The following is a 25,091-nucleotide window of genomic DNA, read 5'->3' on the forward strand; positions in this document are numbered from 1 at the left end:
AACGCCGTGCACTGGCTCGTCCTCATCCTGTCCGGCGCGCTGGAGGCCGTCTGGGCCACCGCGCTCGCCGCGTCCGGCGGTTTCCGCCGTCCGCGGCCGACCGTCCTCTTCGCCGTCTCCCTCGTGCTCAGCATGGTCGGCCTCGCGTGGGCCATGACCGCCCTGCCCACCGGCACGGCGTATGCCGTGTGGGTCGGGATCGGCGCCGTCGGCACCGTCCTGCTCGCGGTCGCTCGCGGCGAGGAGCGCCTCGGTGGCGCCCGGGCCGCCCTCCTGGTCGTGCTCGTCGCGTGCGTCGCCGGCCTCAAGGCGGTGGCGTGATGCCGTGGGTCGTCCTGCTCGTCAGCGCCGTCCTCGAGGCGGTGTGGGCCTCGGCGCTCGCCGCGTCCGAGGGGCTCTCGCGCCCCGTCCCGGCGGTCGTCTTCCTCGTCGCGGGCGCGCTCAGCATGGTCGGGCTCGCGCACGCCGTGCGCACCATCCCCATCGGGACGGCGTATGCCGTGTGGACGGGTCTCGGGGCCGCGCTCACCGTGACGTGGGCGATGACGACGGGCGGGGAGGCGTTCTCCGCCGTCAAGGTGGTCCTGCTCGTCGGGATCGTCGCCGCGGTCGTCGGACTCAAGCTCGTCGGGCACGAGGCGGCCGAGACCCCGGGCGGGGACGACGCTCCCGCGGCGTGAGACGCATCGCGCCGTTCATCGGATATGCGGTGTTTCGGGGGTCGGTGTCGGCCCCGGCGGTGATGATGGGCGCGTCGCCCCGGCACCGGGCCGGGGCACGACACGAAGGAGCTCTCACGTGCGCAGGACCACGACCAGGACGATCGCTCTCGTCACGTCGCTGGCCATCTCGGGGGCCACCGGGGCGGCGGTCGCCACGGCGGCTCCCGCTGCCCAGGCCCAGAGCCGGAGCGTCTCGGCGTCCGTCGCCGCCGACGGCCAGACCTACGACTACGTCTCGGGCACGACGACCGACCCGAGGGCGTCCGCGCTGCTCGCCGCGGCACGGGCGCACCTGCCTGCCGACTGGCGGGCCCGGGAGGTGAGCGCCCTCGAGAGGTTCGGTGTGGAGCCGTCCGCGGCCCAGGACGCCCTGGGGCGCGCCATCGACCCGACGCACTACCAGTGCGCGCCGACCCGGCTCGACGCGTACGTCGACGGGGTCGTGGCCCGCATCGACCCGTCGAGCCTGTTCGTGCTCTCACTGCTCGGCGGCTTCGACTTCCCGACCTACGACGCCCTGCTCTTCGGGTCGACGGGCGACCCGGCCTACGCCCTGACGAAGGACTCGCGCAACGAGCTGACGAGCTCGTTCCGGGCGGCCCAGAAGTTCTGGGACACCGACGGCACGGACATCCAGCTCATGGCGATGCACGGCGACGTCATGCGTGACCCCGCCCGGCTCGCCCGTCTGATCGGTGTGCTCTACGGCGTCTCCGACGCCCATGCGGCCGAGCTCGCGGCGATCGTCGTCGACGTCGTCACGTCCGACCCCGGCCTCGACGGCGGGGCCAGCCCGATCTTCACCCTCAACGCGTTCGCCTTCAGCGGGGTGGGCGACCCCGACCCGGTCATCTCCTCGCTGCCGGACAAGCTGATCTTCGGTGACGGGATGCTCGACGCGCTCGGGGCCATCGGGGTCGGCGACGTCGGGCCGCGCGCCGTCCTCGGCCACGAGTACGGCCACCACGTGCAGTACGACAAGAACCTCTTCGCCTCGCCGCTGACGGGCCCGGAGGCGACCCGTCGCACCGAGCTGATGGCCGACGCCTTCGGGACGTACTTCGTCACCCACAAGCGGGGCCTCGCCCTCAACACCAGGCGCGTCCTCGAGGCAGAGCAGTCCTTCTACCAGGTGGGTGACTGCGCGTTCACGAGCGCCGGCCACCACGGCACGCCCGACCAGCGGCTGCGCGCCTCGTCGTGGGGCGCGTCGGTCGCGGCCGACGCGCAGAAGCAGGGGCAGGTCCTCCCGTCGCTCACCCTCGACTCCCGGTTCGAGGCGTTGCTGCCGCAGTTCGTCGCGCCCGACGCCTGAGCCGCGGCCTCGGGGTGGTCCGCGTCCGGACGACGCGGACCACCCTGAATCCCGGCCGGCCGGGTCGCCCCGGGCGCTAGGGTCGCGCCCATGGGTACCTGGTGGCTCGAGGCCGTCGGCTGGATCGGGTCGGCGATCCTCGTCTGGTCGCTGCTGCAGACGCAGCTGCGCCGGCTCAGGATCATCAACCTCGTCGGGTGCGTCGTCCTCATCGCCTACAACGCGGTCAACCACGTCTGGCCGATGGTCGGGCTCAACGTCGTGCTCGCCGGCATCAACGTCTACTACCTCGCGCGCATGTCGCGTGAGAAGCACGACTCCGGCGTCTACGAGGTGCTCGAGGTCGCCGGAGACGACACCTACCTGCGGCACGTGCTGCGGGTGCACGAGGGTGACATCCGGCGCTACAACCCGGCGTTCGTGCACGACCCGTTCGCGGGGGACCCGTCCTACCTCGTGCTCCGCGGCGACGAGACGGTCGGGGTCGTCCTCATGCGCGACGCCGGCCAGCACACGGCGCAGCTGCTGCTCGACTGGGTGACGCCGCGCCACCGCGACGTCACGCCGGGGGAGTTCGTCTTCGGTCCCGAGGGGCCGTTCCGACGGCGCGGGTTCCGGCGGGTGCTGACACCGCCGGACATGGTCGAGCCGTACTACGAGAGCCTGGGCTTCCACCGCGACGGCGACGCCTACGTGCTCTGACCGCTCGCGAGCCCCGCAGGCCGTGTGCGACGGTGACGTCCCGCACGCTCGCCGGCCGGCCGCTCGGGTCCGGCCTACGCTGGAAGCAGGGAGCTGCGCAGAGTTCCTGCGCGGCGGCCCGCGAAGGAGCGGTGACGACCATGACCGCGAACCAGCTTCCGGTCGAACCCCACCACGATGAGCCCGACCCGACGATCGACCGCGCTGTGACGGAGGTCGATCTGCGCGGCAGAGCGCTCGGCAGGCTCAAGAAGAAGGCCGACTTCCGCGTCCATCTGCTCATCTACGTGCTCGTCAACGGGATGCTCGTCCTGATCTGGGCCATGACCGGGGCAGGCTTCTTCTGGCCGGTCTTCCCGATCGCCGGCTGGGGCATCGGCGTCGTGGCGAACGCCGTGGACGCCTACGTCGTCCATGCGCCGACCGAGGAACAGATCGAGACCGAGATGGAGCGCCTGCGGCGACGGTGACCGCAGGTCAGCGCTGCCGGGACACGTCGGGCACGGCGGCCGGGCCGCTCGCGTCGTCGCCCGGGTCCCGGCGGGCGGGGCCCGGGGGCTCGGCGCGACCGGCCAGGGCGATGCAGCCGCCGAGCGTGGCGACGAAGGCGAGCGCGGCGACGGGACCCTGCCCGGGCGCGACGCGGTCGCCGAGGAGGAGCACCCCCAGGAGGGCGGGGACGACCGTCTCGGTGGCGAACGTCAGGGCCGCGACGGTCGTGACCCGGCCGCGGGCCAGGGCCAGACCGTAGGCGACGGTCGCCAGCACGGCGTGGCCGACGAGGGCCCAGGCGACTCCGTCCGTGGCGAGCTGCCAGGCCGACGGGGGGACCTCGAGCAGTCGGGCCGCCACGCCGACGCCTCCGAAGCCGAGGCCCGCGCCGACGCTGAGGACGACGGCCCCCCGTCGTCGGTCGTGGTCGACGGTCCCGACGACCAGCAGCAGGGCGACGACCGCGGCTGCTGCGAGGAGCCACCAGGTCGCGCCGGGCCCGGGGCGCACGGCCGGTCCGGCTTCCGCGGTCAGGGCGAGCCCGGTGAGCCCGGCGACGACGACGAGCAGCGCGACGACCTCGGCCCTCCCGAGACGCACGCCGAGCACGACGACCGAGAGCACCGCGGTGACGGCGACCGACGAGGCGACCGCGGACTCGACGAGGAAGAGCGGCAGCGTGCGCAAGGCGGCCACGGACGCGAGGAAACCGACGCCGTCGAGGGCGAGGCCCACGGCATACGGCCGGCCGGCCCGCACCCGCTCGCGCAGGGAGGTGCCGGGAGGCAGCGCGGAGACCCGGCGTACGCCCACGGCCTGGAGCACGGTGGCCGCGCCGTACGCGAGCGCTGCGAGGAGCGCACCGAGCAGTCCGGACGTCACGCGGTCATGGTGGCAACCGCGGCTGGGAGGTGGCTGCGGGTCAGTGGACCCGCTGGCACTTGCTCATGAAGCGGTCCGGGTCGACGACGGCACGGTGGAACTCGCCCTTGGCGATCTCCTCGCCGTCGGAGTCCTTGACGGTCACGTGGCAGACGAGGCGGCGTCCGTCGTTGATCGGCTCGGCGCACAGCACGGTGATCTCGGAGCCGACCGCGCTGCCCTTCACGTGCTCGAGCCTCACCATGGTGCCGACGGTCGTGTGGTCGGCGTCGATGTTCTGCTTGCAGACCTGGAACGCGGCGTTCTCGCACCACGTGATCAGGCGCGGGGTCGCGAGGACGTCGAGGTCACCGCTGCCGACCTGGGCGGACGTGTCGTCGGCGGTCACCGTGTGCTGGAACTTGCGCATGGGCATTGGACGAGTCTGGCAGAGAACTGGACGTACGCCGATTCGTCTCGACAGGTGGTGGACGTCCGCAGCGTGTCTGCGCGGCGAACCTGAGCCGCGGCTGGGAATGTGGGTCCGTGACCACCCATCTGTGGGTTACCAGCGTGGCGCTCGGGGTGACGGCGCTCATCAACTGGGGCTCCGTCCTGCGCGGCGACCACCTCGTCGAGCGCATCACCAAGCCGCTCGTCGTGCTGCTCCTCATGGGGCTGGCGTGGTCGCTCTACTGGGAAGGACGGGTGCCGGGCTCACCGCCGCTGCTGACCGTCATCGTGGCGCTCGCGTTCTGCCTCATCGGCGACGTCGCGCTGCTGCACGCGACGGAGACCCGCTTCCTCGTCGGCCTGGGGGCCTTCCTCGTGGCCCACCTGGCCTACGTCTGGGCGATCCTCGAGACGGTGCGGGCGGAGGGCTTCCCGTGGCCGGTCCTCGTGGCCGTGCCCTTCCTGGCGGTCCTCCACGCGAAGGCCGGGCGGGACATCGTGCGCCACTCCGGGCCGCAGAAGGGGCCGGTGTTCGTCTACCAGCTCGTCCTCTTCGTGCTCGTGCTCGTCGCGGCGGGGACGGGCGACTGGCTGCTGCTCCTGGGGTGTCTGGTCTTCGTCGTCTCCGACACCGTGCTCGGGCACGACCGCTTCGTCCACGAGCGCCGCTGGGCGCCGCTCACGGTCATCGTGACCTACCACGTGGCCCAGACCCTCATCGTCGTAGCCCTCTACCGCTGAACCCCGCCCCCCACCCCACTCGAGTGAGCGCGCAGTCCCAGTCGAGTGAGCGCTCGTCCACACCTCTTTGCCTTCAGAGCTCGGCTTCCACAGACGTGTCCTCGCACTTCCGCTGTCGGTGCTCGGTGCCGACAGTGAACGGGTGCGCAGACTTCAGGTGCCAGAACCCGTCATCGACGAGGCGCTCCTCGCTCAGTGCAGGGCGGCCTTTCCCGTGCTGCCAGCTTCCAGCGCGTTCTCACACGTGACTGCGGCGCGGCTGCTCGGTCTTCCCTTGTCGTATGCCATAGCGGAAGACGTGCGCTTGCACGCCATGAGGCCGATCGCTCACGCGCAGACGCGAATCGATGGGATCGTCGGACATCGCTTCCATCACCCCCGCGAGATGGTGACGGTCGACGGCATGCAGGTCGTCTGTCCTGCGGACACCTGGGTCGACATGGGTGAGCTGGTCGGGCGGGGGAGACCTGTCGGACTCGATGACCTCATCGTCCTCGGGGATGCCTGCGCGACGAGACTCGGCGCTGTCGAACCCCTACGCGTTGCACTCGGGCGGAGAACACGTCCGCGTGGCAAGCGCACGCTCCAAGAGGCTCTGGGACTCATCCGGTTCGGTTCGGCATCACCGATGGAGTCGGTTGTCCGGGTCATGTTTGTGCGCGCCGGCCTGCCGGAGCCGCTGTTGAACGAGCCGGTCCACGCGTCCGACGGCTCCGGTCGTCTGCTGGGGTTCGGTGACCTTGTCTGGAAGATCCATCGACCCGGCAAGAAGCCCGTCAAGGTCATCGGTGAGTACCAAGGAGAGGAGTTCCACGCATCCGACGAACAACGTGAGCACGACAAGCATCGCCGCCGCGCGTTCGAACGGGATGGCTGGACCGTGCAGGAGATCTGGAAGTCCGACGTCAGTGATGATCAAGCACGGCGAGCCCTCGTGGAGAGGATGGCCTGGAGCTTGAGGGTTCCTGCCGACGAGCTCCGGCTCAGCGAGGTCAGCCCGCGCTTCTTCTCACAGCACGCGATCGACGTGGCGATCCAGCGAGGGATGCGGAACGGCGGGAGCCCGCGATGGTGACGGGGCGCTCACTCGATTGTGGCTGGGCGCTCACTCGAGTTGCCGTGGGATCACCCAGGGTGTGATGGGTGGGGGCGCGGGGCCACTCGACGTGGTGGGGCGCACTCGGGTGAGCGCCCGCGGGATAGGGATTGGGGCTGCGCTAACCTTGGGCGCATGGCTGGCCTGCTGCTCCTTCCGCAGCCGCGTTGACGAAGGTCGGGACTCCCGACATCAACGCGGCTTCCCCTCCTGCGCGAGGGGTTTTCTTTTGCCCAGACCGAGCAGCGACGAAAGAGAAGACATGAGCGAGCAGACATCCGAGAACCCGTTCCGGTACACCGCGGCGATGGCGCAGCAGATCGAGACCTCCTGGCAGGACCGCTGGGAGGAGGAGGGCACCTTCAACGCCCCCAACCCCGCCGGTCCCTGGGCCGAGCCCGAGAAGGTCGCGGCGCGCGGCGAGAAGCTCGTCGTCCTCGACATGTTCCCCTACCCCTCGGGCGTCGGCCTGCACGTCGGCCACCCGCTCGGCTACATCGCGACCGACGTCTACAGCCGCTTCCACCGGATGCTCGGCAAGAACGTCCTGCACGCCCTCGGCTACGACGCGTTCGGCCTGCCCGCTGAGCAGTACGCCGTCCAGACCGGGCAGCACCCTCGGAAGACCACCGAGGAGAACATGACGAACATGAAGCGCCAGCTGCGCCGCCTCGGGCTGGGCTTCGACAACCGCCGCACCTTCGCGACGATCGACGACGACTACTACCGCTGGACGCAGTGGATCTTCCTGCAGATCTGGGACGCGTGGTACGACGCCGACGCCGTGCGCGAGGACGGCGGCCGCGGCAGGGCGCGCCCCATCAGCGAGCTCGTCGAAGAGTTCGAGTCCGGCCGTCGCACCGTCGTCGACGCCGACGGTCGCGGCTGGGCCGACCTGTCCGCGACCGAGCGCGCCAAGGTCCTCGAGGGCCACCGGCTGGCCTACACCGACGAGGCGCCGGTCAACTGGTGCCCCGGTCTCGGCACGGTGCTCTCCAACGAGGAGGTCACGAACGAGGGGCGCTCCGAGCGCGGCAACTACCCCGTCTTCCGTCGCAACCTCAGCCAGTGGAAGATGCGCATCACCGCGTACGCCGATCGTCTGTCCGACGACCTGGACGGTGTCGACTGGCCCGAGAAGGTCAAGCTCATGCAGCGCAACTGGATCGGTCGGTCCAAAGGCGCCCGCGTCACCTTCCCCGTCGTCACCGGCACGGGCGAGAGGGACGGCATCGACGTCTTCACGACGCGCCCCGACACGATCTTCGGCGCGACCTTCATGGTCATCGCGCCCGAGCACCCGCTCGTCGACGCGCTCGTCCCGGCCGGCGCGTGGCCCGAGGGCACCAAGGACGTCTGGAAGGGGGCGGACGCCGACGCGACCGCGACCCCGAAGGAGGCCGTGACGGCATACCAGCTCGCCGCGTCTCGCAAGGGTGACGTCGAGCGTCAGACCGAGGGCAAGGACAAGACCGGTGTCTTCACCGGGTCGTGGGCCACGAATCCCCTGACGGGAGAGAGCATCCCGGTCTTCGTCGCCGACTACGTGCTGATGGGCTACGGCACCGGCGCCATCATGGCCGTGCCGGGGCAGGACACCCGCGACTGGGAGTTCGCCGAGAAGTTCGACATCCCGATCATCCGCACCGTCCAGCCCACCGAGGGCCACCCCGCCGACGAGCCGTTCCTCGGCGACGGCGTCGCGATCAACTCCGCCAACGACCGCATCTCGCTCGACGGCCTGCACGTCGCCGAGGCCAAGGCCCGCATCATCGCGTTCCTCGAGGACGAGGGCATCGGCGAGGGCACGATCAGCTACCGCATCCGCGACTGGCTCTTCAGCCGCCAGCGCTACTGGGGCGAGCCGTTCCCCATCATGTTCGACGAGGACGGGGTGGCGTATGCCGTCCCCGACGACGAGCTGCCGCTGACCCTCCCGGACGTGCCGGACTACAGCCCCAAGACGTTCGACCCCGACGACTCGCAGAGCAGCCCCGAGCCGCCGCTGTCGCGCGTGCCCGAGTGGGTCGAGGTCGAGCAGGACCTCGGCGACGGCCGTGGTCTGCGCACGTTCCGCCGCGAGACGAACACCATGCCCAACTGGGCCGGCTCGTGCTGGTACTACCTGCGCTACCTCGACCCGGCCAACCACGACGCGTTCGTCGACCCGGCCACCGAGGCGTACTGGATGGGCCGCCACGCCACCCCGGTGGAGGGCGCCCCCGCCGGCACCCGCGACCCCGGCGGCGTGGACCTCTACGTCGGCGGCGTCGAGCACGCCGTGCTGCACCTGCTCTACGCCCGCTTCTGGCACAAGGTCCTCTTCGACCTCGGCCACGTGCACAGCGAGGAGCCCTTCCGGAAGTACTTCTCGCAGGGCTACATCCAGGCGTACGCCTACACCGACAGCCGCGGCCAGTACGTCACCGCGTCCGAGGTCGAGGAGCACCCGGGCAGCCACGGCGCCGAGCCGACGTTCACGTGGCAGGGGCAGCAGGTCTTCCGCGAGTACGGCAAGATCGGCAAGTCGCTGAAGAACTCAGTCAGCCCCGACGAGATGTACGACGCGTACGGCGCCGACACCTTCCGCGTCTACGAGATGTCGATGGGCCCGCTCGAGCTGAGCAAGCCGTGGGAGATCCGCGCCGTCGTCGGCAGCCAGCGATTCCTGCAACGCCTGTGGCGCAACGTCGTCGACGAGTCGACGGGCGAGGTCCGGGTCGTCGACGCGCCGCTCGACCAGGCCCTGACGACGCAGCTGCACCAGACGATCGCCGGGGTCCGCGAGGACTTCGAGGGGCTGCGCTTCAACACGGCCATCGCCAAGCTCATCGAGCTCAACAACGCCGTGACGAAGCTCGACGCCCCGCCGCGCGAGGTGGTCGAGACGATGGTGCTCATGCTCGCTCCCGTGGCCCCGCACATCGCGGAGGAGATGTGGCAGCGCCTCGGTCACGACGGTGGGGTGGCGTATGCCGCGTTCCCCGTCAGCGACCCCGCGAAGATCGTCGAGGAGCAGGTCACCTGCGTCATCCAGATCAAGGGCAAGGTGCGCGACCGTGTCGAGGTGAGCCCCGACATCTCCGAGGACGACCTGCGCGAGCTGGCGCTCGGTCGTGACAAGGTGAGGGCGGCGACCGAGGGCGGCATCCGCACCGTCATCGTGCGGGCACCCAAGCTCGTCAACGTCGTCCCGATGTGACGAGCTGCTGACCGACGACGGAGGGAGCGGGACGTGACCACGAGGATCGTCACCGACTCAACGGCCTACCTGCCCGGTGGGGTCCTCGAGGAGCACGGCATCGAGGTCGTCCCGCTCCACGTCGTCGTCGGGGGCCGCGACCACGTCGAGGGCCGGGACATCTCGGCCGAGCGGGTCGCGGCGGCCCTGCGCGAGTACACCATCGTCACGACGTCGCGCCCGACCCCGCAGGCGTTCGCCGAGACGTACCAACGGCTCGCCGACGAGGGGGCGACCGCGATCGTGTCGATCCACCTGTCGTCGCAGATGTCGGGCACCGTCGAGGCAGCCCGGCTCGCGGCGGCCGAGGCCCCGGTCCCGGTCGAGGTCGTCGACAGCGAGACCATCGGCATGGCCATGGGGTTCGCCGTCGTGGCAGCGGCCGAGGCGGCCGCCGGCGGCGCCGACGTGACGGTCGTCCTCGACGCCGTGCGCTCGCGGCTCCAGCCCTCGGGCGTCCTCTTCTACGTCGACACGCTCGAGCACCTACGGCGTGGTGGTCGCATCGGTGCCGCGTCGGCCCTGCTCGGGTCGGCCCTCGCCATCAAGCCGATCCTCGCCGTCCGTGGCGGCCGCATCGTGCCGGTCGAGAAGGTCCGCACGTCCGCGCGTGCGGTGGCCCGCATCGAGGCGATGGTCGTCGAGCAGGTAGAGCAGGGCGGCCTCGCGGTCGACATCGCCGTGCACCACCTCGACGCCCGCGCCCGCGCCGAGCAGATCGCGTCGGAGCTGCGCACGATGGTCCCGGGCTCGCCGGACGTGCTCGTCGTCGAGCTCGGCGCCGTCGTCGGCGCCCACGTGGGGCCCGGCACCGTCGCGATCGCCGTCAGCCCACGTCCCGGCGACCCGCTGCCGGACCGTCCGTCACCCAGCGAGGTCTCCGGGTCGTGAACGTCGGCACGGTGCTCGCCTGGGCGGGAGGAGTGGTCGCCGCCTTCCTCGTCGGCTCGCTCAACCCGGCGACGATGATCGCCCGCCTCCTCGGCCACGACCTCGCCTCGTCCGGGTCGGGCAACCCGGGCGCGACGAACGCCGGCCGGGTTCTCGGCCGCAAGTGGGGTGTCGTCGTCGGCGTGCTCGACGTCCTCAAGGGTCTCGTCCCGACGTTCGTCGCCGGCCACCTCTTCGGCGCCCACGCGGCATACGCCGTCGGCATCGCCGCGGTGCTCGGACACATCTGGTCACCCTTCCTCAAGGGACGCGGGGGCAAGGGTGTCGCGACGACGCTCGGGGCGATCCTCGGGGTGCATCCGTGGGTGGCACTCGTCGTCGTCGTGGTCTTCGCCGTTGCCGTCGCCCTGACCCGCTGGGTCGCGGCCGGATCGATCTTCGGGGCCCTTGCGATGCTCGTCGTCGCCGTCCTCATCTGGACAGGTCACGCGCCTGGCGATGTGTGGACCGGCCTGTGGCTCATGGCGATCGGGCTGCTCGTCCTCGCTCGACACAAGAACAACGTCATCGGCTGGTGGCGTCAGCGGCACCTGCCCTGAGCGGCTTCGTCCCACGTCGACCGCTGCGTCCCACGAGTCTGCCGGCAGTCTGACGCGATCGGCAGACCGCGCCGACCCCGGCGGCGGGGACCGGCAGAACACGAGATACGCCGCGCACGAGTGGAAAGATTCCCGTGGCGACGGTCGGGGACTGACGAAGAAGTGGGAGCTGACGACCGGCCGCGACGTCTCGGGCACTCCCGCCGTCGACGGGAACCGGGTCCACGTCCCTGACTGGGCTGGCAACCTGTGCCGTCAACCGCACCACCGGTGCCGTCGTGTGGCAGCGCACGATCAGCAGCTACACCGGGGGCCTACTCGGCGCTCACGCCGCGCTACGTCTGCTGCCGCGCCTGCCGGCGAACGACTACTTCGACTCGATCCTCGCGCTCGACATGGGGTCCGGGGCCGTCAGGGCGGCGAGGGCGGCGCGGGTCGTCTCGGCCCGGGGCTCGGCCTGCTCCTCGCGGATCACGAGGCATGCCTCGAAGCACGTGACCGCCTCGTCGGTGCGCCCCGTGTCGACGAGGAACCGACCCAGGTGGTGCAGCGTGTAGTGCTCGAGAACCCGGTCGCCTGACGTGCGAGCGAGCTCGAGCGCCTCACGGAAGTGCGCCTCGGCGGCGGAGGCCTCGTCGGCGTAGTGCTCGGCCGTCGCGAGCACGAGGAGCGCCCAGCGCAGCGTCTCGCCGCGGCCGGTGTCCCGGGCGACGTGGACCGCCGGGCGAGCCAGCGCGACGGCCTCCTGCTCCAGCCCGGCGATGGTGAGCGCCTCGGCGAGGTCGACGGCGGCGTCGAGCACCGCGCCGCCCGCGCCGTCGCCGGGCGCTGCCTCGACGGCGGACGTGAGGTCGGTGCGGGCCGCCTCGAGGGCGTCCTCGTTCTCCTCCGGCGTCCGGGTGAACCGACCGAAGTGCGGCTGACCGACGACGAACGCGGACCCGCTCATGGGAGCAGGCTACCGACCGGACCGCGCCTGCTCGTGGTCGAGCGTCGAGCGCGACGGGGTTCGGTCAGGCGGTGGCGGCACACGGCATACGCAGGCTGTGGTGGCGGCTCAGAAGACGATGGTGCGGCGGCCCGAGAGGAAGACGCGGGACTCCGCGTGGTCGCGGACCGCGCGCGAGAGCACCCGACGCTCGACGTCGCGGCCGATGGCGACGAGCCTCTCGGGGGACTCGGCGTGCGTGACGCGGACGACGTCCTGCTCGATGATCGGGCCCTCGTCGAGGTCGGCCGTGACGTAGTGGGCCGAGGCACCGATGAGCTTGACGCCCCGGTCGTGCGCCTGGTGGTAGGGCTTGGCGCCCTTGAAGCCCGGCAGGAACGAGTGGTGGATGTTGATGGCCCGGCCCTCGAGCGCGCGGCACAGCCCGTCGCTGAGGATCTGCATGTAGCGCGCGAGCACGACGAGCCCGACGTCCTCGGTCTCGACGAGACGGAGCAGCTCGGCCTCGGCGTCGGCCTTGGTGTCCTTCGTGACGGGGATGACGGTGAAGGGCAGGCCGTAGTACTCGACGAGCCCCCGGCAGTCCTCGTGGTTGCTGACGACGCCGACGATGTCGATGGGGAGGTCGCCGGACTTCCAGCGGTAGAGCAGGTCGAGCAGGCAGTGGTCGAACTTGCTGACGAGGATGACGGTGCGGCAGTGCTCGTCCTCGGGCCGGGCCGCGAGGTGGTGGTGCGCGATGGCCGGGCTCTCACGGATCGCGGCCAGGACCTGCTCGACCTCGTGCGCCTCGGCGTCGAAGACGGTGCGCATGAAGAAGAGGTCGGTGTCCTCGTCGGAGTACTGCTGGTTCTCGACGATGTTGGCCGAGACGGCGAGCAGCGCCGCGGAGACGGCCGCCACGATGCCGGGTCGGTCGTCGCAGGTGAGGGTCATGATGTGCCGAGCCATTGGAGCAGTCTGGACCAGCCGGACGCGAGGGCGTGAATCGACGCGCGGGCCGTCTCGGGCCGTGGCCGTCCACACCCCTTCGAGTGCGGGTCGGGTTGTCCCCAGCGGGTGCCCGAGGGTGGGCGGGTGGGCGGCCGGCTTCCTAGCGTCGGGGTATGCCGTTCCGACCCGCCCAGAGACCGCCGGACCTCGAGCGGGTGGCCCGGATCCTCGGCGCGGACACCGGTCGCGTCGGGCCGGGGGATGACCGTGCCCGTGCTGCTCCGGCGGAGGGCGAGGAGGTCGGCGGCTGGGTGCCTCGCGCTCCGGGCGCGGCCGTCGGCGAGAACCCGGTGGCGTCGGCGGTGCGGAGGCTGACCCAGCGGGCCACCGACGACGACGAGGTGGAGCGGCTCGACGCCGACCTTCGTCGGGCGCGGCGGCCGGGCGTCCTCACGGTCCCGGACGAGCTGCGCACGGGGCGGCGCGGGGTGAGCAGCGCGGCCGTCGTCTCGATGCTCGCCCTCGTCGTGGCCGTCGGTTGCGTCTTCGTGTTGCGCGTCCTGTGGGCCGAACGCTCGGCGTCCGCTCCGGACGTCGCGCCCGGACCGTCGAGATCGGTCCAGGTCGTGGGTGGGACGGCGACGGCGGCGGCCCGGATGACGACGGACCCGTCGACTGGTGCAGTGTCGGGCGCCGCGTCGGGTGCGCCGTCGGGTGGCCCGACGTCCGGCGCGGAGCTCGTCGTGCACGTCGTCGGGCAGGTCGTGCGTCCGGGCCTCGTGCGGCTGCGTCCCGGAGCCCGCGTGGCCGATGCCCTCACGGCAGCCGGCGGCACCCGCACCGGCGCGGACGTCGCGGCCCTCAACCTCGCGCGGCTCGTCGTCGACGGCGAGCAGATCCGGGTGCCGAGGCCGGGGGAGCCGCCGGCCGTAGGTCCGGGAGCCGGAGGGGCGGGGGGCGCGGGAAGCAGCGGCGCCGGTGGCGCCGGTGGCGCAGGCACGTCGGGCTCGTCGGGTGGCTCGAACGGCCCGGTGAGCCTCAACGCGGCCGACGCGGCAGCACTCGACACGCTGCCCGGCGTCGGGCCGGTTCTCGCCCAGCGGATCATCGACTGGCGCACCGAGCACGGCCGCTTCACCTCGGTCGACGAGCTCGGCGAGGTGAGCGGCATCGGCGACAAGCTCATGGCCCAGCTGCGCCCCAAGGTGACGCTGTGACGCCGCGGGCGCCGGACCCCCCGAGGGAACGCGAGCAGGCGCCCCCGGGCCCGTCCCTCGTCGTGCTGACCGGGCGCGAGACGGTGCGGCGGGTCCGGCCCCGCACGGCGCGGCGCCTCGACCTGCGGCTCCTGGTGCCCGTGGTGGTCGCGTGGCCTGCCCTGGCTTTCTGGGGACTCCTCGCCCCGACCTGGCTCGTCGCCGCGGTGGCCCTGGCCGCCATCGCGGGAGGTGTCCTTGCTGCCACCGCGGCTGGGCGCGGGGTCACCGCGTGCTTACCGCGGTCCGTGCGGCTGCCGCCTCGCGGTGCGGGCGTGCGCGCGAGTGCCATGGCGTTCGGGCCGCCTGCTCTGCGCGGCGTCGCAGCCGTCTGCGCCGTGCTCGCCCTCCTGTTCGGCGCCGCCGTCGGTCACCGCGCCGTGCGGACCGCAGGTCCGGTCGAGCGACTCGCCGCCGAGCGAGCCGTGGTCACGGTCAGGGCCACGGTGGCCGCCGACCCACGAGCGGTCCGTGGCGGGACCGGAGCAGGGGCGGACCGTCCCGATGCCGCCGTCGTCAGCGTCGTGCGCCTCGACGTTACCCAGGTCGCGGGGCGGGGTCGCACCACGACGGTGACCGCTCCCGTGCTCGCTATCGGACGAGGCACGCAGTGGTCGACACTGCGGTGGCACGACGAGGTCGAGGCCGTCCTGCGGCTCGGACCGGCCGAGCCCGGCGACGACGTCGTCGCGGTGGCGACCCCCAAGGGCGCCGTCGAGGTCGTCGGGTCCGCCGGTGGGGTCTTCGCGGCTGCCGATGCGGTGCGTGGGCGCTTCCGAGCCGCCACCGCCGACCTCTGGCCCGACGCGCGCGGTCTCGTCCCGGCGCTCGTCGTCGGCGACACCTCACAGACGCCGCCCGACCTCACTGCGGCGATGCTCGAGACGGGTCTCAGCCACCTCAGCGCGGTGTCCGGCAGCAACGTCACGTTCGTGCTCGCCGCGGTGGTGTGGCTCTGCGGGCTGGTCGGAGTCCGGCGACGTTGGCGCCCGGCGGCGGCTGCACTGGGCCTGCTCGGCTTCGTGATCCTCGCCCGCCCCGAGCCCAGCGTCGTGCGCGCCGCCGTCATGGGGGTCGTCGGGCTGCTTGCGCTCTCGACGTCACGGCGTCGGGCGGGCATCCCGGCGCTCGCCGGTGCGATCGTCGTGCTGCTCGTGTGGGACCCGTGGCTGTCCCGCTCCTACGGTTTCGCCCTGTCGAGCATCGCCACCCTCGGGCTGCTGGTCCTCGCCCGGCCGTGGGGGCGCGTCATCTCCCGCGGGCTCCCGAGACTCCTCAAGCCACTGGGTCCCGTCCTCGCGATCCCGGTCGCGGCCCAAGCCGTCTGTGCGCCGGTCGTCGTGCCTCTGCAGGGGAGTGTCTCGGTCGTCGCCGTGCTCGCCAACCTCCTCGCGGCGCCCTTCGTCGCGCCGACGACCGTCGTCGGCGTCGTCGTCGCTCTCGTCTCGGTCGTCTGGGTCGCGGGTGCGGCGGGGCTGGCGTGGGTGGCGGCGCTACCGGCCCAGGCCATCGCTGCCGTGGCGCGGTGGTGCGCCGACCTGCCCTTCGGCAGCGTCGCCTGGGGCGACTCGGCGGGCGCGGCGATCCTGCTCGCCGTCCTCACCGTCGGCGTCGTCGCCGCGGCGCCGTGGGCGTGGTTCCGCACGAGACACCGCCCCACGGTGGCCGTCGCCGTCGTCGTGCTCGCGACGGGCTTCGCGGCGCCGACCGCGCCGCTCGCCTGGCCCCCACCCGGATGGGCCCTCATCGCCTGCGACGTCGGTCAGGGCGACGGGCTCGTCGTCGACAACGGCGGCGGACACGTCGTCGTCGTGGACACCGGTCCCGACCCGGAGCCGATGCGGGCCTGCCTCGACCGCATCGGCGCGACGGCCGTCGACCTCGTCGTGCTGACCCACTACCACGCCGACCACGTCGGCGGACTGGCCGCGGTGCTCGAGAGGCCGGTCGCCGAGATCCGGGCCTCGCCCGTGCTCGACCCGCCCGCCGAGGCAGCCCGCGTCGCCCGGCTCGCCGCCGCCCGACGCATACCTCTGGGCGAGCTGCGGGCCGGAGAGCGCCTTGCCGTCGGGGCGGTGAGTGCCGACGTCTGGTGGCCCGCGCGCCGCATCGACGCGGGCTCCGTGCCCAACAACGGCTCGGTCGTGATGACGATGCACGTCCACGGCCTCACCGTGCTGCTGGCAGGTGACATCGAGCGCGAGGCCGCCGGGCAGGTGCTCCACGAGTCACAGCTCGACCCGCAGCGCTGGGGCCGCGTCGACGTGCTCAAGGTGGCCCACCACGGGTCGAGCAACCGCGACGACCGCATCCTCGACCACGTCGACGGACGGCTCGCGCTCATCAGCGTCGGCGCCGGCAACGACTACGGCCACCCTGCGCCCGCCACGATGGAAGCCTTGCAGGACAGGGGTTTCCACGTGCACCGCACCGACCTTGAGGGTGACGTCGCAGTCGTCACAGACGGGGACGAGGTCCGCGCGGTCTCCGGGTGAGGGCCCGTCAGTCGTGCGCGACCCCCGGCGCGAGCTCGAAGTCGGCGAAGTCGAAGCCGGGCGACACGAGGCAGCTGACGAGCGCGTCGTCATCACCCGGCACGGTGCGCTGCCAGACGTGCGCAGGGACGACCACCTGGGCCACCTGCCCCGCCATGAGGTCGATACCGAGCACGACCAGGTCGGCACCACCGTCGGAGGCTGGCTGGGCTCCGGTGCCGCCCAGCTCGAGCACGACCGAGCCGGTGTGAGCGAGCCACACCTCGTCGGAGGCCACCCGGTGCCAGGCGGAGGACTCGCCGGCGGGCAGGAGGAAGTGGATGAGGGTGGCGGTCGCTCGCACGCGACCGTCCGGCAGCGTCACGGTGTCGGGGGAGACCCACGTCTGCCGGAACCACCCGCCCTCCGGGTGCGGCTCGAGGTCGAGGACGTCGGCGAGGGGCGGGCGCATGCCGTCCATCATCCCGCCCCTCGCGCCGATGGTCATGGTGCCTGCTCAGCCGTGCTTCACCGACGGGTCGGCAGGCTTCGGCGGCCACGGGAAGAAGCCGCTCGTCCGGCGCACGTAGTCGGCGTAGTCGGGGCGGCGGTCGCCGATGTCCTTCTCGAGCAGCTTCTTGCCGGTGCCGCCGTAGAGGTTCCACACCATGACGGCCGGCGACAGGATCGTCAGCACGCCGGGCCAGGCGCTCGCCGCGACGAGGAACAGCCCGGTCCAGACGCTCGCGTCGCCGAAGTAGTTCGGGTGCCGCGTGTAGCGCCAGAGACCGGTGTCGAGCACCGTGCCCTTGTTGGCGGGGTCGTTGCGGAAGCGTGTCAGCTGGAGGTCGCCGACCGACTCGAAGAAGAAGCCGATGGCCCAGACGACGACGCCCAGCCACAGCACCCAGCCGATGCCAGCCTGGACGAACATCGCGATCTGGACCGGCAGCGAGACGAACCACATGATGACGCCCTGCGGGAGGTAGATGTGCAGCAGTGCATAGGCGTTCGGGTTGCCGTCGGCACGCTTGAGCATCGCCTCGTAGCGCGGGTCCTCACCCTTGCCCCGTGACCTTCTGAAGATGTGCGCGGCCAGGCGAAGCCCCCACACGACCGTGAGCACCAGCGCCAGCCAGCGCCGCAGCGCGTCACCGTGGCCGCCGCTCGTCACGAACGCCGTGAGGGCGATGGCCGCGAACCCTAGCCCCCAGGTCACGTCGATGACGGCCTGCTTGCCGACGCGCAGCGCCACGGCGAACGTGATGCCGAGAACGACCACGACAGCGAGCGCCGTGAACAGCAGCGTGCGCCCGAAGGCGCCGCCGTCGAAGCCGGTGGCCTCGGCCGCCGGAGCCACGACGGGAGCGACGGACGTCCAGACTGACGTCACCGTGGTCACCAAGTCCGGACGGCCGGCATACCGCTGCGGCCGTCGGCGGTCGGCTTCACGGCGAGGATCTGGTCGACGCCCATGCGGCCCTCCTCGAAGGCGAGCGCGCCACCGACGAGGTAGAGACGCCAGACGCGGCCGACCTCCTCGCCGACCATGGCCACGACCTGGTCCCAGTTGGCCTCGAACGTGTCGTACCAGGCGTTGACGGTCCACACGTAGTGCTCGCGCAGGGCGTGCACGTCGCGGACCTCGAGACCGGCCTGCTCGATGAGGTCGACCGTCTCGCCGACCGGGCGCATGTGCATGTCGGGCGCGATGAAGGCCTCGATGAAGGGACCGCCGCCAGGGCGCGTCGTGCGCGACATCTGCTGGATCAGCGCGCGACCGCCCGGCCGCAGCAGACGGTGGATCTGCCCCGTGAACGTCGGGTAGTTCTTCTGCCCGACGTGCTCGCCCATCTCGATCGAGGAGATGGTGTCGAAGGGGCCGTCCGGCACCTCGCGGTAGTCCTGGAGCCGGATCTCGACGCGATCCTGCAGGCCGCGCTCGCGGATCCGCTCGTCGATGAACGCCTTCTGCTCGCTCGAGATCGTCACGCCGACGACGTGGGCGCCGAACCTCTCGGCCGCGTGCAGCGAGAGGGAGCCCCAGCCGCAGCCGATGTCGAGGTGCCGGCTGCCGGGCTCGATGCCGAGCTTGCGGCACACGAGGTCGAGCTTGTCGCGCTGCGAGTCCTCGACGGTGTATCCGGGCTCGGTGCTCGTCCAGTACCCGCACGAGTAGGCCATGTGCGGGTCGAGGATGAGCGAGTAGAACTCGTTGGAGAGGTTGTAGTGGTGCTCGATGGCGCTGCGGTCGCGGGTCTTGGTGTGCAGGCGCCCGCGGAGCCGGGCCTGCGAGACGGGCGGCTCGGGCGGCAGCCCCACGACGCCGAGGTCGAAGGCCGTCCTGATGCCGTTCTTCGCGACGGAGGCCACGGTGCCGGCCGAGGGACGGCCGCCCGCGAGCGTACGGGCCGTCGACCACACGCGACGGAAGCCGTCGAGCAGGTCACCCTCGACGTCGAGCTCGCCCGTGACGTACGCCTGGGCGAGACCGAGCTCGCCGGGGTGGCGCACGAGGCGGCGCAGCGCCGCGGGGTCGCGCAGGACGACGGTCGGGGCGTCGGCGGGTCCGGCGACGGTGCCGTCCCACGCCTTGAGGCGCACGGGCAGCTGGCCGCCGAAGAGGGGCTCGACGACGGCCGCCAGCCGGGCGGCGATGCCGTTCGGACGGGAGGACGCCGCGGAGGGGGCGGGAGCGTCGGGGCGGTCGTCGGTCATGGTCATCGGGGTGGCCTCTCGTTGGGGGTCGACTCAAGATGATTCGGTGCCGGCCGCGCGTCGGATGGGGCGGCGCGGCGCACCGTCTTGGAGATACCCGGATCGCGCCGTCGCGTCCCGCGCCTGCCCCCGGGAGCCGTCGGTCCACGAGCAGGGCAGAACCTGGAGCTCGGGCCGATCGCTGTCCCGACGACGCGCCACTCGCGGGTCGAGGAGCGGTAGGTCGCCTGCGTGACGACGACATGGTCCACGAGCTGGGTGACGGTCACCTTCGCCGTGCTCGTGCCGCCCAGCACCCCAACCCAGCGGCCTGCGGAGCCAGCTGGTTCGTCGCCGTCGCTGCATGGCCGTGGCACCCTGAGTCTCCGTGGGCCCTCCGACCGTCCGGGTGCGACGAGGATCGCATGACACGCCCACGTCCGCACCGAGTTTGGTGGCGATGGCGACCGCACCGGTCAGGAGGAGACCCCTACCGACCCGTCCCGTCTCGCGTCCCCGGCGGCCACCAGCCCGTCCGGACCCAGCACCGCTGCGCCCACCCCACCGAAGTACATGTGCGGCCCTGGGAAGCGGTGCGACGGGAGTCCGCTCGCCTCGACCGCGGCCGCGATGTCGTCCGACGGCTCGTGCTCGACGCGTGGGGACCCGTCGTCCATGAACCGCACGTGCAAGCGCGGGGCGTCGATCGAGTGCTGGAGGTCGTCGCCGCGAAGAAGTCCGCGTCCGAGCACCTGCATGAGCGCCGTCGTGATCCGGTCCGCCCCGGGTGAGCCGACGGCGAGCGCGGTGCCCGAGGAGCTGCGGCCGGTGGTCGGGGCCATGTTCGAGGCGAGCCGCGTGCCGGGGGGCACAGCGTGGATGCCGAGCCGGTTGAGCTCCGGCTCGCCCAGGGCGTTGTTGAGCAGGATGCCGGTGCCGGGGATCACCATGCCGGCGCCGTATCCGCACGACATCGTGATGGCACACGCGTTCCCGTGCTCGTCCACGGCGGAGACGTGAGCGGTGGACGCCGAGGTGGGAAGCCCCGCCAGCCCGTGTCGCTCCACCGCCTCGAGGAGGGCGTGGCCGTCGGCGTCGAGGTCGAGGGACCTGTCGTGGACGGAGAGGCGGTAGGCGAGGACCCGGCGCTGGATCTCGATGACCTCGGCCCACGTCCAGTCCTCGTGCCGCGCCAGCTGGCCGAGCATGGCCGCGAGCATCGGGCCGCCCACGGAGGGCGGCGGGTTGAGGGCGATGTGCCAGGAGCCGACGGTCCGCATCGTGGGTGCACGCACCACGGCCTCGTATGCCGTGAGGTCGGCCATCGTGATCAACCCACCGTTCGCGGCCATGTCCTCGACGAGAACGCGCCCGACGGCGCCGGTCGTGAAGAGCGAGGCTCCTTGTGCCGCAAGTAGGTCCAAGATGTCGGCGAGGTCGACGTTGAGGGAGGTCTCGCCCGGCTCGAGCGGTCCGCCGTCGGCTCCTGTCACGAGGGCGTGGGCCTCGGGGTCGTGGCCGAAGAGCGTGTCGCGGACGATGCCGAGGTAGAGGGCGGCGGCTGCGCCGACCCGGTACCCGTCGCGACAGGTGCGGGCCGACGGCTCCACGAGCCGCCGCCACGGCACCTTCCCGAAGCGGTCCCTGGCGGCTGAGAGTGCCTGCACGGCACCGGAGTTCGCGACCGCAGCGTGTCCCGCACCGATCGTCACCCCGCCGCCGTAGTCGGTGGGGACCTGCCGAACGCCGTGGCCGAAGGCCGACCGGTCCAGTCCCCGGCCGGGCATCTCGACGTTGCCGTCGATGACGACGGGGTCGTCGCCGGCGAGCCACACGTTGACGAAGGCGCCACCCATCAGGCTGACGACCCCGGGCTCGGTGCTCATGGCCGCCAGGGACGCGGCGATTGCCGCATCGACGGCGTTTCCGCCCTCGGCTGCCACCTCGAGCCCGGCCTGCAGGGCCGCCGGACCCGGAGCGGCGAGCGCCACCCGGCTCATGAGGTCGCTCTGCCGCTCGAGTGGTACTCCGAGTTCGGCACGAACCCCAGCGCCGTCGACACCCGGTTGGTGAGGTTGAACATCCCGACGACCTGGACGAGCTCGACCACCTGGTGGTCGTCGAGTCCCACGGCTCGCAGTGGGGCGAGGTCGGCCTCGGTGACATCGGCGGGATGGAGAGTCAGCTTCTCGGCGTAGGAGGCCATCGCGTACTCACGGCGGGCAAGCCCTGCCTGCCGCCAGTTCGAGGCGACGAGGTCGGCGGTCACGGGGTCTCCGGTGTGTTCCCGGAGGGCTGCGCTGTGGCTCACCTCGCAGTACGTGCACCGGTTGACGCTGCTGACGACGACGGCCAGCAGCTCGCGGTCGGCGTTGCTCAGGTGCCCCTCCTTGTTGACGAGGAGGTTGAAGTAGCCCCACCACGCGAGGAACTGTTCGCCGTTGACCGCCTGAGCGCGGAAGACGTTGGGCACGAAGCCGACGGTCTCCTGTGCTTTGTCCCAGAGGCGGCTCACGCCCTCCGGGACGTCGTCGCGCTCGGGCACGGCCAGGTACGAGATGCGCTCGCGGTCACCCATGAGGCCCACCGTATGCCGCGTGGGGGCCGAGCGCCCGTGGCGCGCCCTCACGCGGCGACCCAGCCGTCAGGTCTTGGCGCCGACGAGCTCGGCGGTGGAGGCCTTCGGGTCGGCGCCGGCCGCCTCGCACAGTGCGTCGAGGGCAGCGGCGACGGCAGGCACGCGCTGCAGGTCGGGAGTCGTCACGGCGAGGATCTGGCGGCGCGACGCAGGGGAGAGCGGCAGGGTCGCGACGTCGTCGTGCTTGGCGGCGTTGAGGATGAGGTCCGGCACGAGGGCCACGCCCAGCCCGGCCGTGACGAGCCCGAGCTGGGCGACGTAGTCCTCGGTCTCGAACGCCACGTTGGGCCGGAAGCCGGCGGTGTCGGCGAGCGACAGGAGGTGGCCCCGACAGCGGGGGCAGCCGGCGATCCACTCCTCGCCCGAGAAGTCGGCGAGCGAGGCGGCCGCGTCGCCCGCGTGCGGGTGCGTGCCGGGGACGACAAGACGCACCTCGTCGTCCATGAGCCGGCGGGTCACGAGGAGCGAGAGGTCCTCCTCGAGCTCACCGAGGTCGCCACCCTCGTAGGCGAAGGCGACCGCGACGTCGCAGTCGCCGTTGCGCAGGGCAGCGAGCGACTCGGGCGGCTCGGCCTCGGTGAAGGTGACGGTGATGTCGGGGTGGCGGGCCTTGAGGATGGCGAGCGTCCGGGGCACGAGCGTGGCCGACGAGCTGGGGAAGGCCTGGAGGCGGACCCGTCCGGCGCGCAGGCCGGCGATCGCGGTGATCTCCTCCTCGGCCGCGTCGAGGGCGGCGAGGACACCGACGGCGTGGCGGGCGAGCACCTGACCGGCCTCGGTGAGGCGGACCTGGCGCCCGTAGCGCTCGACGAGGACGGTCCCGGTGCGCTGCTCGAGTCGGCGGACCATCTGCGAGATGGCCGGTTGGGTGAAGCCCAGCGCGTTGGCAGCGCTCGTGAAGCTTCCCTCGTCGGCAATGGCCTTCATGACCCGCAGGCCGGCAGCATCGATCATGTCCTCATCATAACCGATGATTATGGAATCCTGCTGTATCCAGTCGGTCGAGCATGGTGCCGGAGCGGCACGTAGGCTTGCCGGGTGCAGCAGCCGAACGGCATACCACCGCAGTCGACGGCCGCCGCGGTCACCCCGGCGACGACCCGGCTCTCCACCTCGCGCACCCTGCCGCTCCAGACGCACGACCTCGGCACCTTCGACGACCTCGTCGGCCTCGTCAGTGGCGGCGGCGTCGTCGTGCTCTCGGGTGCGGGGCTCTCGACCGAGTCGGGCATCCCCGACTACCGCGGGCCCGACGGGACCCGTCGGGTCGAGCCGATGACGTACGGGGAGTTCGCGGGGTCGAGCGAGGCCCGTCGGCGCTACTGGGCTCGCAGCTACATCGGCTGGCAGCGCTTCAACGCCGCCGCGCCCAACGAGGGGCACCGCGTCGTCACCGACCTGCAACGTGCGGGCTACGTCGGGCCGATCATCACCCAGAACGTCGACGGCCTGCACCAGGTCTCGGGCGCGACGGACGTCATCGAGCTGCACGGGTCCCTCGACCGCGCCGTCTGTCTCACGTGCGGCGAGTACACCTCGCGAATCGGCCTGCACGAGAGGATGACCGAGGCCAACCCCGGCTTCATGGACCGCTTCGAGGAGGCGGCGCACGTGGTGGGCTCGCAGTGGGGTGAGCAGGTGCGGCCCGACGGTGACATCGTGCTCGCCGACGCGCTCGTCGAGTCCTTCCACGCCCCGCGCTGCCTCGTCTGCGGCCACGACACCGTCAAGCCCGACGTCGTCTTCTTCGGCGAGTCGGTGCCCAAGGCCGTCGTCGAGCAGTGCTTCTCCCTCGTTGAGAGTGCCGGCGCCGTCCTCGTGCTCGGGTCGTCGCTGTCGGTCATGAGTGGCTACCGCTTCGTCCGTCGCGCGCACCAGCGCGACGTGCCCGTCGCGATCGTCACGCGGTCGGCGACGCGCGGCGACGCCGAGGCGACGCTGCGCCTCCACGCACCTCTCGGCCCGACGCTGACGGAGCTGCGCGATGCCCTCGGGCACTGAACTGCCTTGGTATGCCGCCCTCCCGGAGTCCGGTGACGGCCCGTCGGTCCGCTGGACGTCCGGTGCGTTCGAGGCCGAGCTGCGCGAGTGGGTCGGTGGAGTCCTGGGCGGTCTCGGCACCGACCTCGTGTCGCTCGACGCGGTGCACCAGCGCCCCTGGTCGACGGTGTGGCGCGGTGTCGCATCCGACGGCGCCACCTACTGGGCCAAGCAGAACTGCCCGCACCAGTCGTTCGAGGCGGCCCTGCTCGTCGTGCTCGACCGCCTGTCGCCGCACCGGGTCGTCCCGGTCGCCGCGGCCGACGTCGAGCGTGGCCTGCACCTCGTGCCCGACCAGGGGCCGGTCTTTTCTCTGACGGTCGCGGACGACGACGTCGACGCCTGGTGCCGGGTCGCCGCCGAGGCGATGCACCTCCAGCGCGAGCTCGTCGGCCACGAGGCGGACCTCCTCGGCGCGGGCATCACGGCCCTGCCTCCGGCCGAGTCGGCGGCCTACGTCGAGGCGAGGGTCGCGTCCCTGACGGCCCTGGCCCCGGACGACCCGCGCCGCATGGCCGACGACGTCGCGCACCGGTTGCGTGCGCTGCTGCCGGCGGTCACGGCGTGGGCCGACGACGTGGGGGGTCTCGGCCTGCGGGAGAGCCTCGTGCACAACGACCTCCACGCCAGCAACGTCTTCGCGACGGCGCACGGGATGCGCTTCTTCGACTTCGGTGATGCCGTGCTCGCGCACCCGCTGTCCGCGCTCTTCGTCCCGCTCAACGTGCTGCTCCACCGCTTCGGCGCCACCCCGGACGACCGTCGGCTGAGGCGGGTGGCGGACGCCGCGCTCGAGGTCTGGGGCGACGTCGTCCCGGTCGCTGCACTGCGCTCGGCCCTGCCGTCCGCGCTGCGGCTCGGGCGGCTCGGGCGCGCCGAGTCGTGGCTCCGGGTCACCGCGACCCTGACGCCGGAGGAGGCGGTCGAGCACGGCGACGCCGGCACGTGGTGGCTCGGCGCTCTCGGTGACGAGCCGCCGCTGTCCTGAAGG

24 protein-coding genes and 1 pseudogene are annotated in these 25,091 nt (G+C 72.1%); 15 read left to right on the forward strand and 10 right to left on the reverse strand.

The window, feature by feature from the left end; translation table 11 throughout:
* The first annotated feature begins 6 nt into the window (after nucleotides 1–6).
* The 5 genes from ASE25_RS20440 (at nucleotide 7) to ASE25_RS20460 (ending at nucleotide 3,209) form a co-directional block, all read left to right on the forward strand.
* The gene (locus ASE25_RS20440) at nucleotides 7–321 is read left to right on the forward strand and encodes a multidrug efflux SMR transporter (protein WP_056827194.1); all 315 of its coding nucleotides are present in this window, start codon (nucleotides 7–9) and stop codon (nucleotides 319–321) included.
* Nucleotides 321–680: a multidrug efflux SMR transporter gene (locus ASE25_RS20445; RefSeq protein ID WP_056827195.1), complete on the forward strand. Its 360-nt coding sequence runs from the start codon at nucleotides 321–323 to the stop codon at nucleotides 678–680. Before ASE25_RS20440 ends, ASE25_RS20445 begins: the two co-directional genes overlap by 1 nt.
* A gap of 118 nt (nucleotides 681–798) precedes the next feature.
* Nucleotides 799–2,037 (forward strand): hypothetical protein, encoded by a 1,239-nt coding sequence (locus tag ASE25_RS20450; protein WP_056827196.1) that lies wholly within the window; start codon nucleotides 799–801, stop codon nucleotides 2,035–2,037.
* Nucleotides 2,038–2,127: 90 nt separating this feature from the next.
* The gene (locus ASE25_RS20455) at nucleotides 2,128–2,739 is read left to right on the forward strand and encodes a YgjV family protein (protein WP_056776015.1); all 612 of its coding nucleotides are present in this window, start codon (nucleotides 2,128–2,130) and stop codon (nucleotides 2,737–2,739) included.
* Nucleotides 2,740–2,879: 140 nt separating this feature from the next.
* Complete coding sequence (locus ASE25_RS20460) at nucleotides 2,880–3,209, forward strand: 2TM domain-containing protein (protein ID WP_235508770.1); 330 nt, start codon at nucleotides 2,880–2,882, stop codon at nucleotides 3,207–3,209.
* Between the two features lie 7 nt (nucleotides 3,210–3,216).
* Here ASE25_RS20460 and ASE25_RS20465 read toward each other — a convergent pair whose 3' ends face one another.
* Nucleotides 3,217–4,113 carry a hypothetical protein gene (locus ASE25_RS20465; RefSeq protein ID WP_157623525.1) on the reverse strand — a complete coding sequence of 299 codons (897 nt, stop codon included), beginning with the start codon at nucleotides 4,111–4,113 and terminating at the stop codon, nucleotides 3,217–3,219.
* A 40-nt stretch (nucleotides 4,114–4,153) separates the two neighbouring features.
* Complete coding sequence (locus ASE25_RS20470) at nucleotides 4,154–4,528, reverse strand: thioesterase family protein (protein ID WP_056827198.1); 375 nt, start codon at nucleotides 4,526–4,528, stop codon at nucleotides 4,154–4,156.
* A 110-nt stretch (nucleotides 4,529–4,638) separates the two neighbouring features.
* On the opposite strand from ASE25_RS20470, the gene ASE25_RS20475 reads away from it, so the two are divergent.
* The 6 genes and pseudogenes from ASE25_RS20475 to ASE25_RS23840 form a co-directional block, all read left to right on the forward strand.
* Entirely contained in the window at nucleotides 4,639–5,286 is a 648-nt protein-coding gene (locus ASE25_RS20475; protein ID WP_157623527.1) for a lysoplasmalogenase, read from the forward strand.
* Nucleotides 5,287–5,428: 142 nt separating this feature from the next.
* On the forward strand, nucleotides 5,429–6,361 hold the full coding sequence (locus ASE25_RS20480) for a hypothetical protein (RefSeq protein ID WP_235508771.1): 933 nt from the start codon (nucleotides 5,429–5,431) through the stop codon (nucleotides 6,359–6,361).
* Nucleotides 6,362–6,644: 283 nt separating this feature from the next.
* Complete coding sequence (gene leuS, locus ASE25_RS20485) at nucleotides 6,645–9,584, forward strand: leucine--tRNA ligase (protein WP_056827200.1); 2,940 nt, start codon at nucleotides 6,645–6,647, stop codon at nucleotides 9,582–9,584.
* Between the two features lie 33 nt (nucleotides 9,585–9,617).
* Complete coding sequence (locus tag ASE25_RS20490; protein ID WP_056776025.1) at nucleotides 9,618–10,514, forward strand: DegV family protein; 897 nt, start codon at nucleotides 9,618–9,620, stop codon at nucleotides 10,512–10,514.
* Nucleotides 10,511–11,113 carry a glycerol-3-phosphate 1-O-acyltransferase PlsY gene (plsY, locus tag ASE25_RS20495; protein WP_056776026.1) on the forward strand — a complete coding sequence of 201 codons (603 nt, stop codon included), beginning with the start codon at nucleotides 10,511–10,513 and terminating at the stop codon, nucleotides 11,111–11,113. Before ASE25_RS20490 ends, plsY begins: the two co-directional genes overlap by 4 nt.
* A pseudogene (locus ASE25_RS23840) lies at nucleotides 11,013–11,321 on the forward strand (hypothetical protein); the annotation flags it as partial. The gene plsY and the pseudogene ASE25_RS23840, both read left to right, overlap by 101 nt.
* Before the next feature lie 159 nt (nucleotides 11,322–11,480).
* Here the strand turns inward: ASE25_RS23840 and ASE25_RS20500 are convergent.
* The gene (locus tag ASE25_RS20500; protein ID WP_056827201.1) at nucleotides 11,481–12,062 is read right to left on the reverse strand and encodes a tetratricopeptide repeat protein; all 582 of its coding nucleotides are present in this window, start codon (nucleotides 12,060–12,062) and stop codon (nucleotides 11,481–11,483) included.
* A 108-nt stretch (nucleotides 12,063–12,170) separates the two neighbouring features.
* A complete protein-coding gene (gene purU, locus ASE25_RS20505; protein WP_056776030.1) occupies nucleotides 12,171–13,013 on the reverse strand; it encodes a formyltetrahydrofolate deformylase in 843 nt (280 codons plus the stop codon).
* 155 nt (nucleotides 13,014–13,168) lie between these two features.
* On the opposite strand from purU, the gene ASE25_RS20510 reads away from it, so the two are divergent.
* Nucleotides 13,169–14,212, forward strand: coding sequence for a helix-hairpin-helix domain-containing protein (locus ASE25_RS20510; RefSeq protein ID WP_157623540.1), 1,044 nt, complete (start codon nucleotides 13,169–13,171; stop codon nucleotides 14,210–14,212).
* Entirely contained in the window at nucleotides 14,209–16,746 is a 2,538-nt protein-coding gene (locus tag ASE25_RS20515) for a ComEC/Rec2 family competence protein (protein WP_235508772.1), read from the forward strand. Before ASE25_RS20510 ends, ASE25_RS20515 begins: the two co-directional genes overlap by 4 nt.
* Before the next feature lie 7 nt (nucleotides 16,747–16,753).
* Here the strand turns inward: ASE25_RS20515 and ASE25_RS20520 are convergent, their stop codons facing one another.
* The 6 genes from ASE25_RS20520 to ASE25_RS20545 form a co-directional block, all read right to left on the reverse strand.
* Nucleotides 16,754–17,233 (reverse strand): cupin domain-containing protein, encoded by a 480-nt coding sequence (locus ASE25_RS20520; protein ID WP_235508773.1) that lies wholly within the window; start codon nucleotides 17,231–17,233, stop codon nucleotides 16,754–16,756.
* 9 nt (nucleotides 17,234–17,242) lie between these two features.
* A complete protein-coding gene (locus ASE25_RS20525) occupies nucleotides 17,243–18,118 on the reverse strand; it encodes a DUF1295 domain-containing protein (protein ID WP_369793519.1) in 876 nt (291 codons plus the stop codon).
* A 5-nt stretch (nucleotides 18,119–18,123) separates the two neighbouring features.
* Nucleotides 18,124–19,449: a class I SAM-dependent methyltransferase gene (locus ASE25_RS20530; protein ID WP_369793521.1), complete on the reverse strand. Its 1,326-nt coding sequence runs from the start codon at nucleotides 19,447–19,449 to the stop codon at nucleotides 18,124–18,126.
* Nucleotides 19,450–19,898: 449 nt separating this feature from the next.
* Nucleotides 19,899–21,422: a gamma-glutamyltransferase gene (locus tag ASE25_RS20535; protein ID WP_056827202.1), complete on the reverse strand. Its 1,524-nt coding sequence runs from the start codon at nucleotides 21,420–21,422 to the stop codon at nucleotides 19,899–19,901.
* Nucleotides 21,419–22,000, reverse strand: a complete 582-nt coding sequence (locus ASE25_RS20540) for a peroxidase-related enzyme (protein WP_056827203.1) — start codon at nucleotides 21,998–22,000, stop codon at nucleotides 21,419–21,421. The genes ASE25_RS20535 and ASE25_RS20540 overlap by 4 nt, the downstream gene beginning before the upstream one ends.
* Before the next feature lie 66 nt (nucleotides 22,001–22,066).
* Nucleotides 22,067–23,014, reverse strand: a complete 948-nt coding sequence (locus ASE25_RS20545; protein ID WP_056776035.1) for a LysR family transcriptional regulator — start codon at nucleotides 23,012–23,014, stop codon at nucleotides 22,067–22,069.
* An 84-nt stretch (nucleotides 23,015–23,098) separates the two neighbouring features.
* On the opposite strand from ASE25_RS20545, the gene ASE25_RS20550 reads away from it, so the two are divergent.
* Both ASE25_RS20550 and ASE25_RS20555 read left to right on the forward strand, forming a co-directional pair.
* The gene (locus ASE25_RS20550; protein WP_082623013.1) at nucleotides 23,099–24,061 is read left to right on the forward strand and encodes a Sir2 family NAD-dependent protein deacetylase; all 963 of its coding nucleotides are present in this window, start codon (nucleotides 23,099–23,101) and stop codon (nucleotides 24,059–24,061) included.
* Entirely contained in the window at nucleotides 24,045–25,088 is a 1,044-nt protein-coding gene (locus ASE25_RS20555) for a phosphotransferase (RefSeq protein WP_056827204.1), read from the forward strand. The genes ASE25_RS20550 and ASE25_RS20555 overlap by 17 nt, the downstream gene beginning before the upstream one ends.
* The last annotated feature ends 3 nt before the right edge of the window (nucleotides 25,089–25,091 follow it).

Source organism: Terrabacter sp. Root85, from assembly GCF_001429185.1.
Lineage (GTDB): Bacteria > Actinomycetota > Actinomycetes > Actinomycetales > Dermatophilaceae > Terrabacter.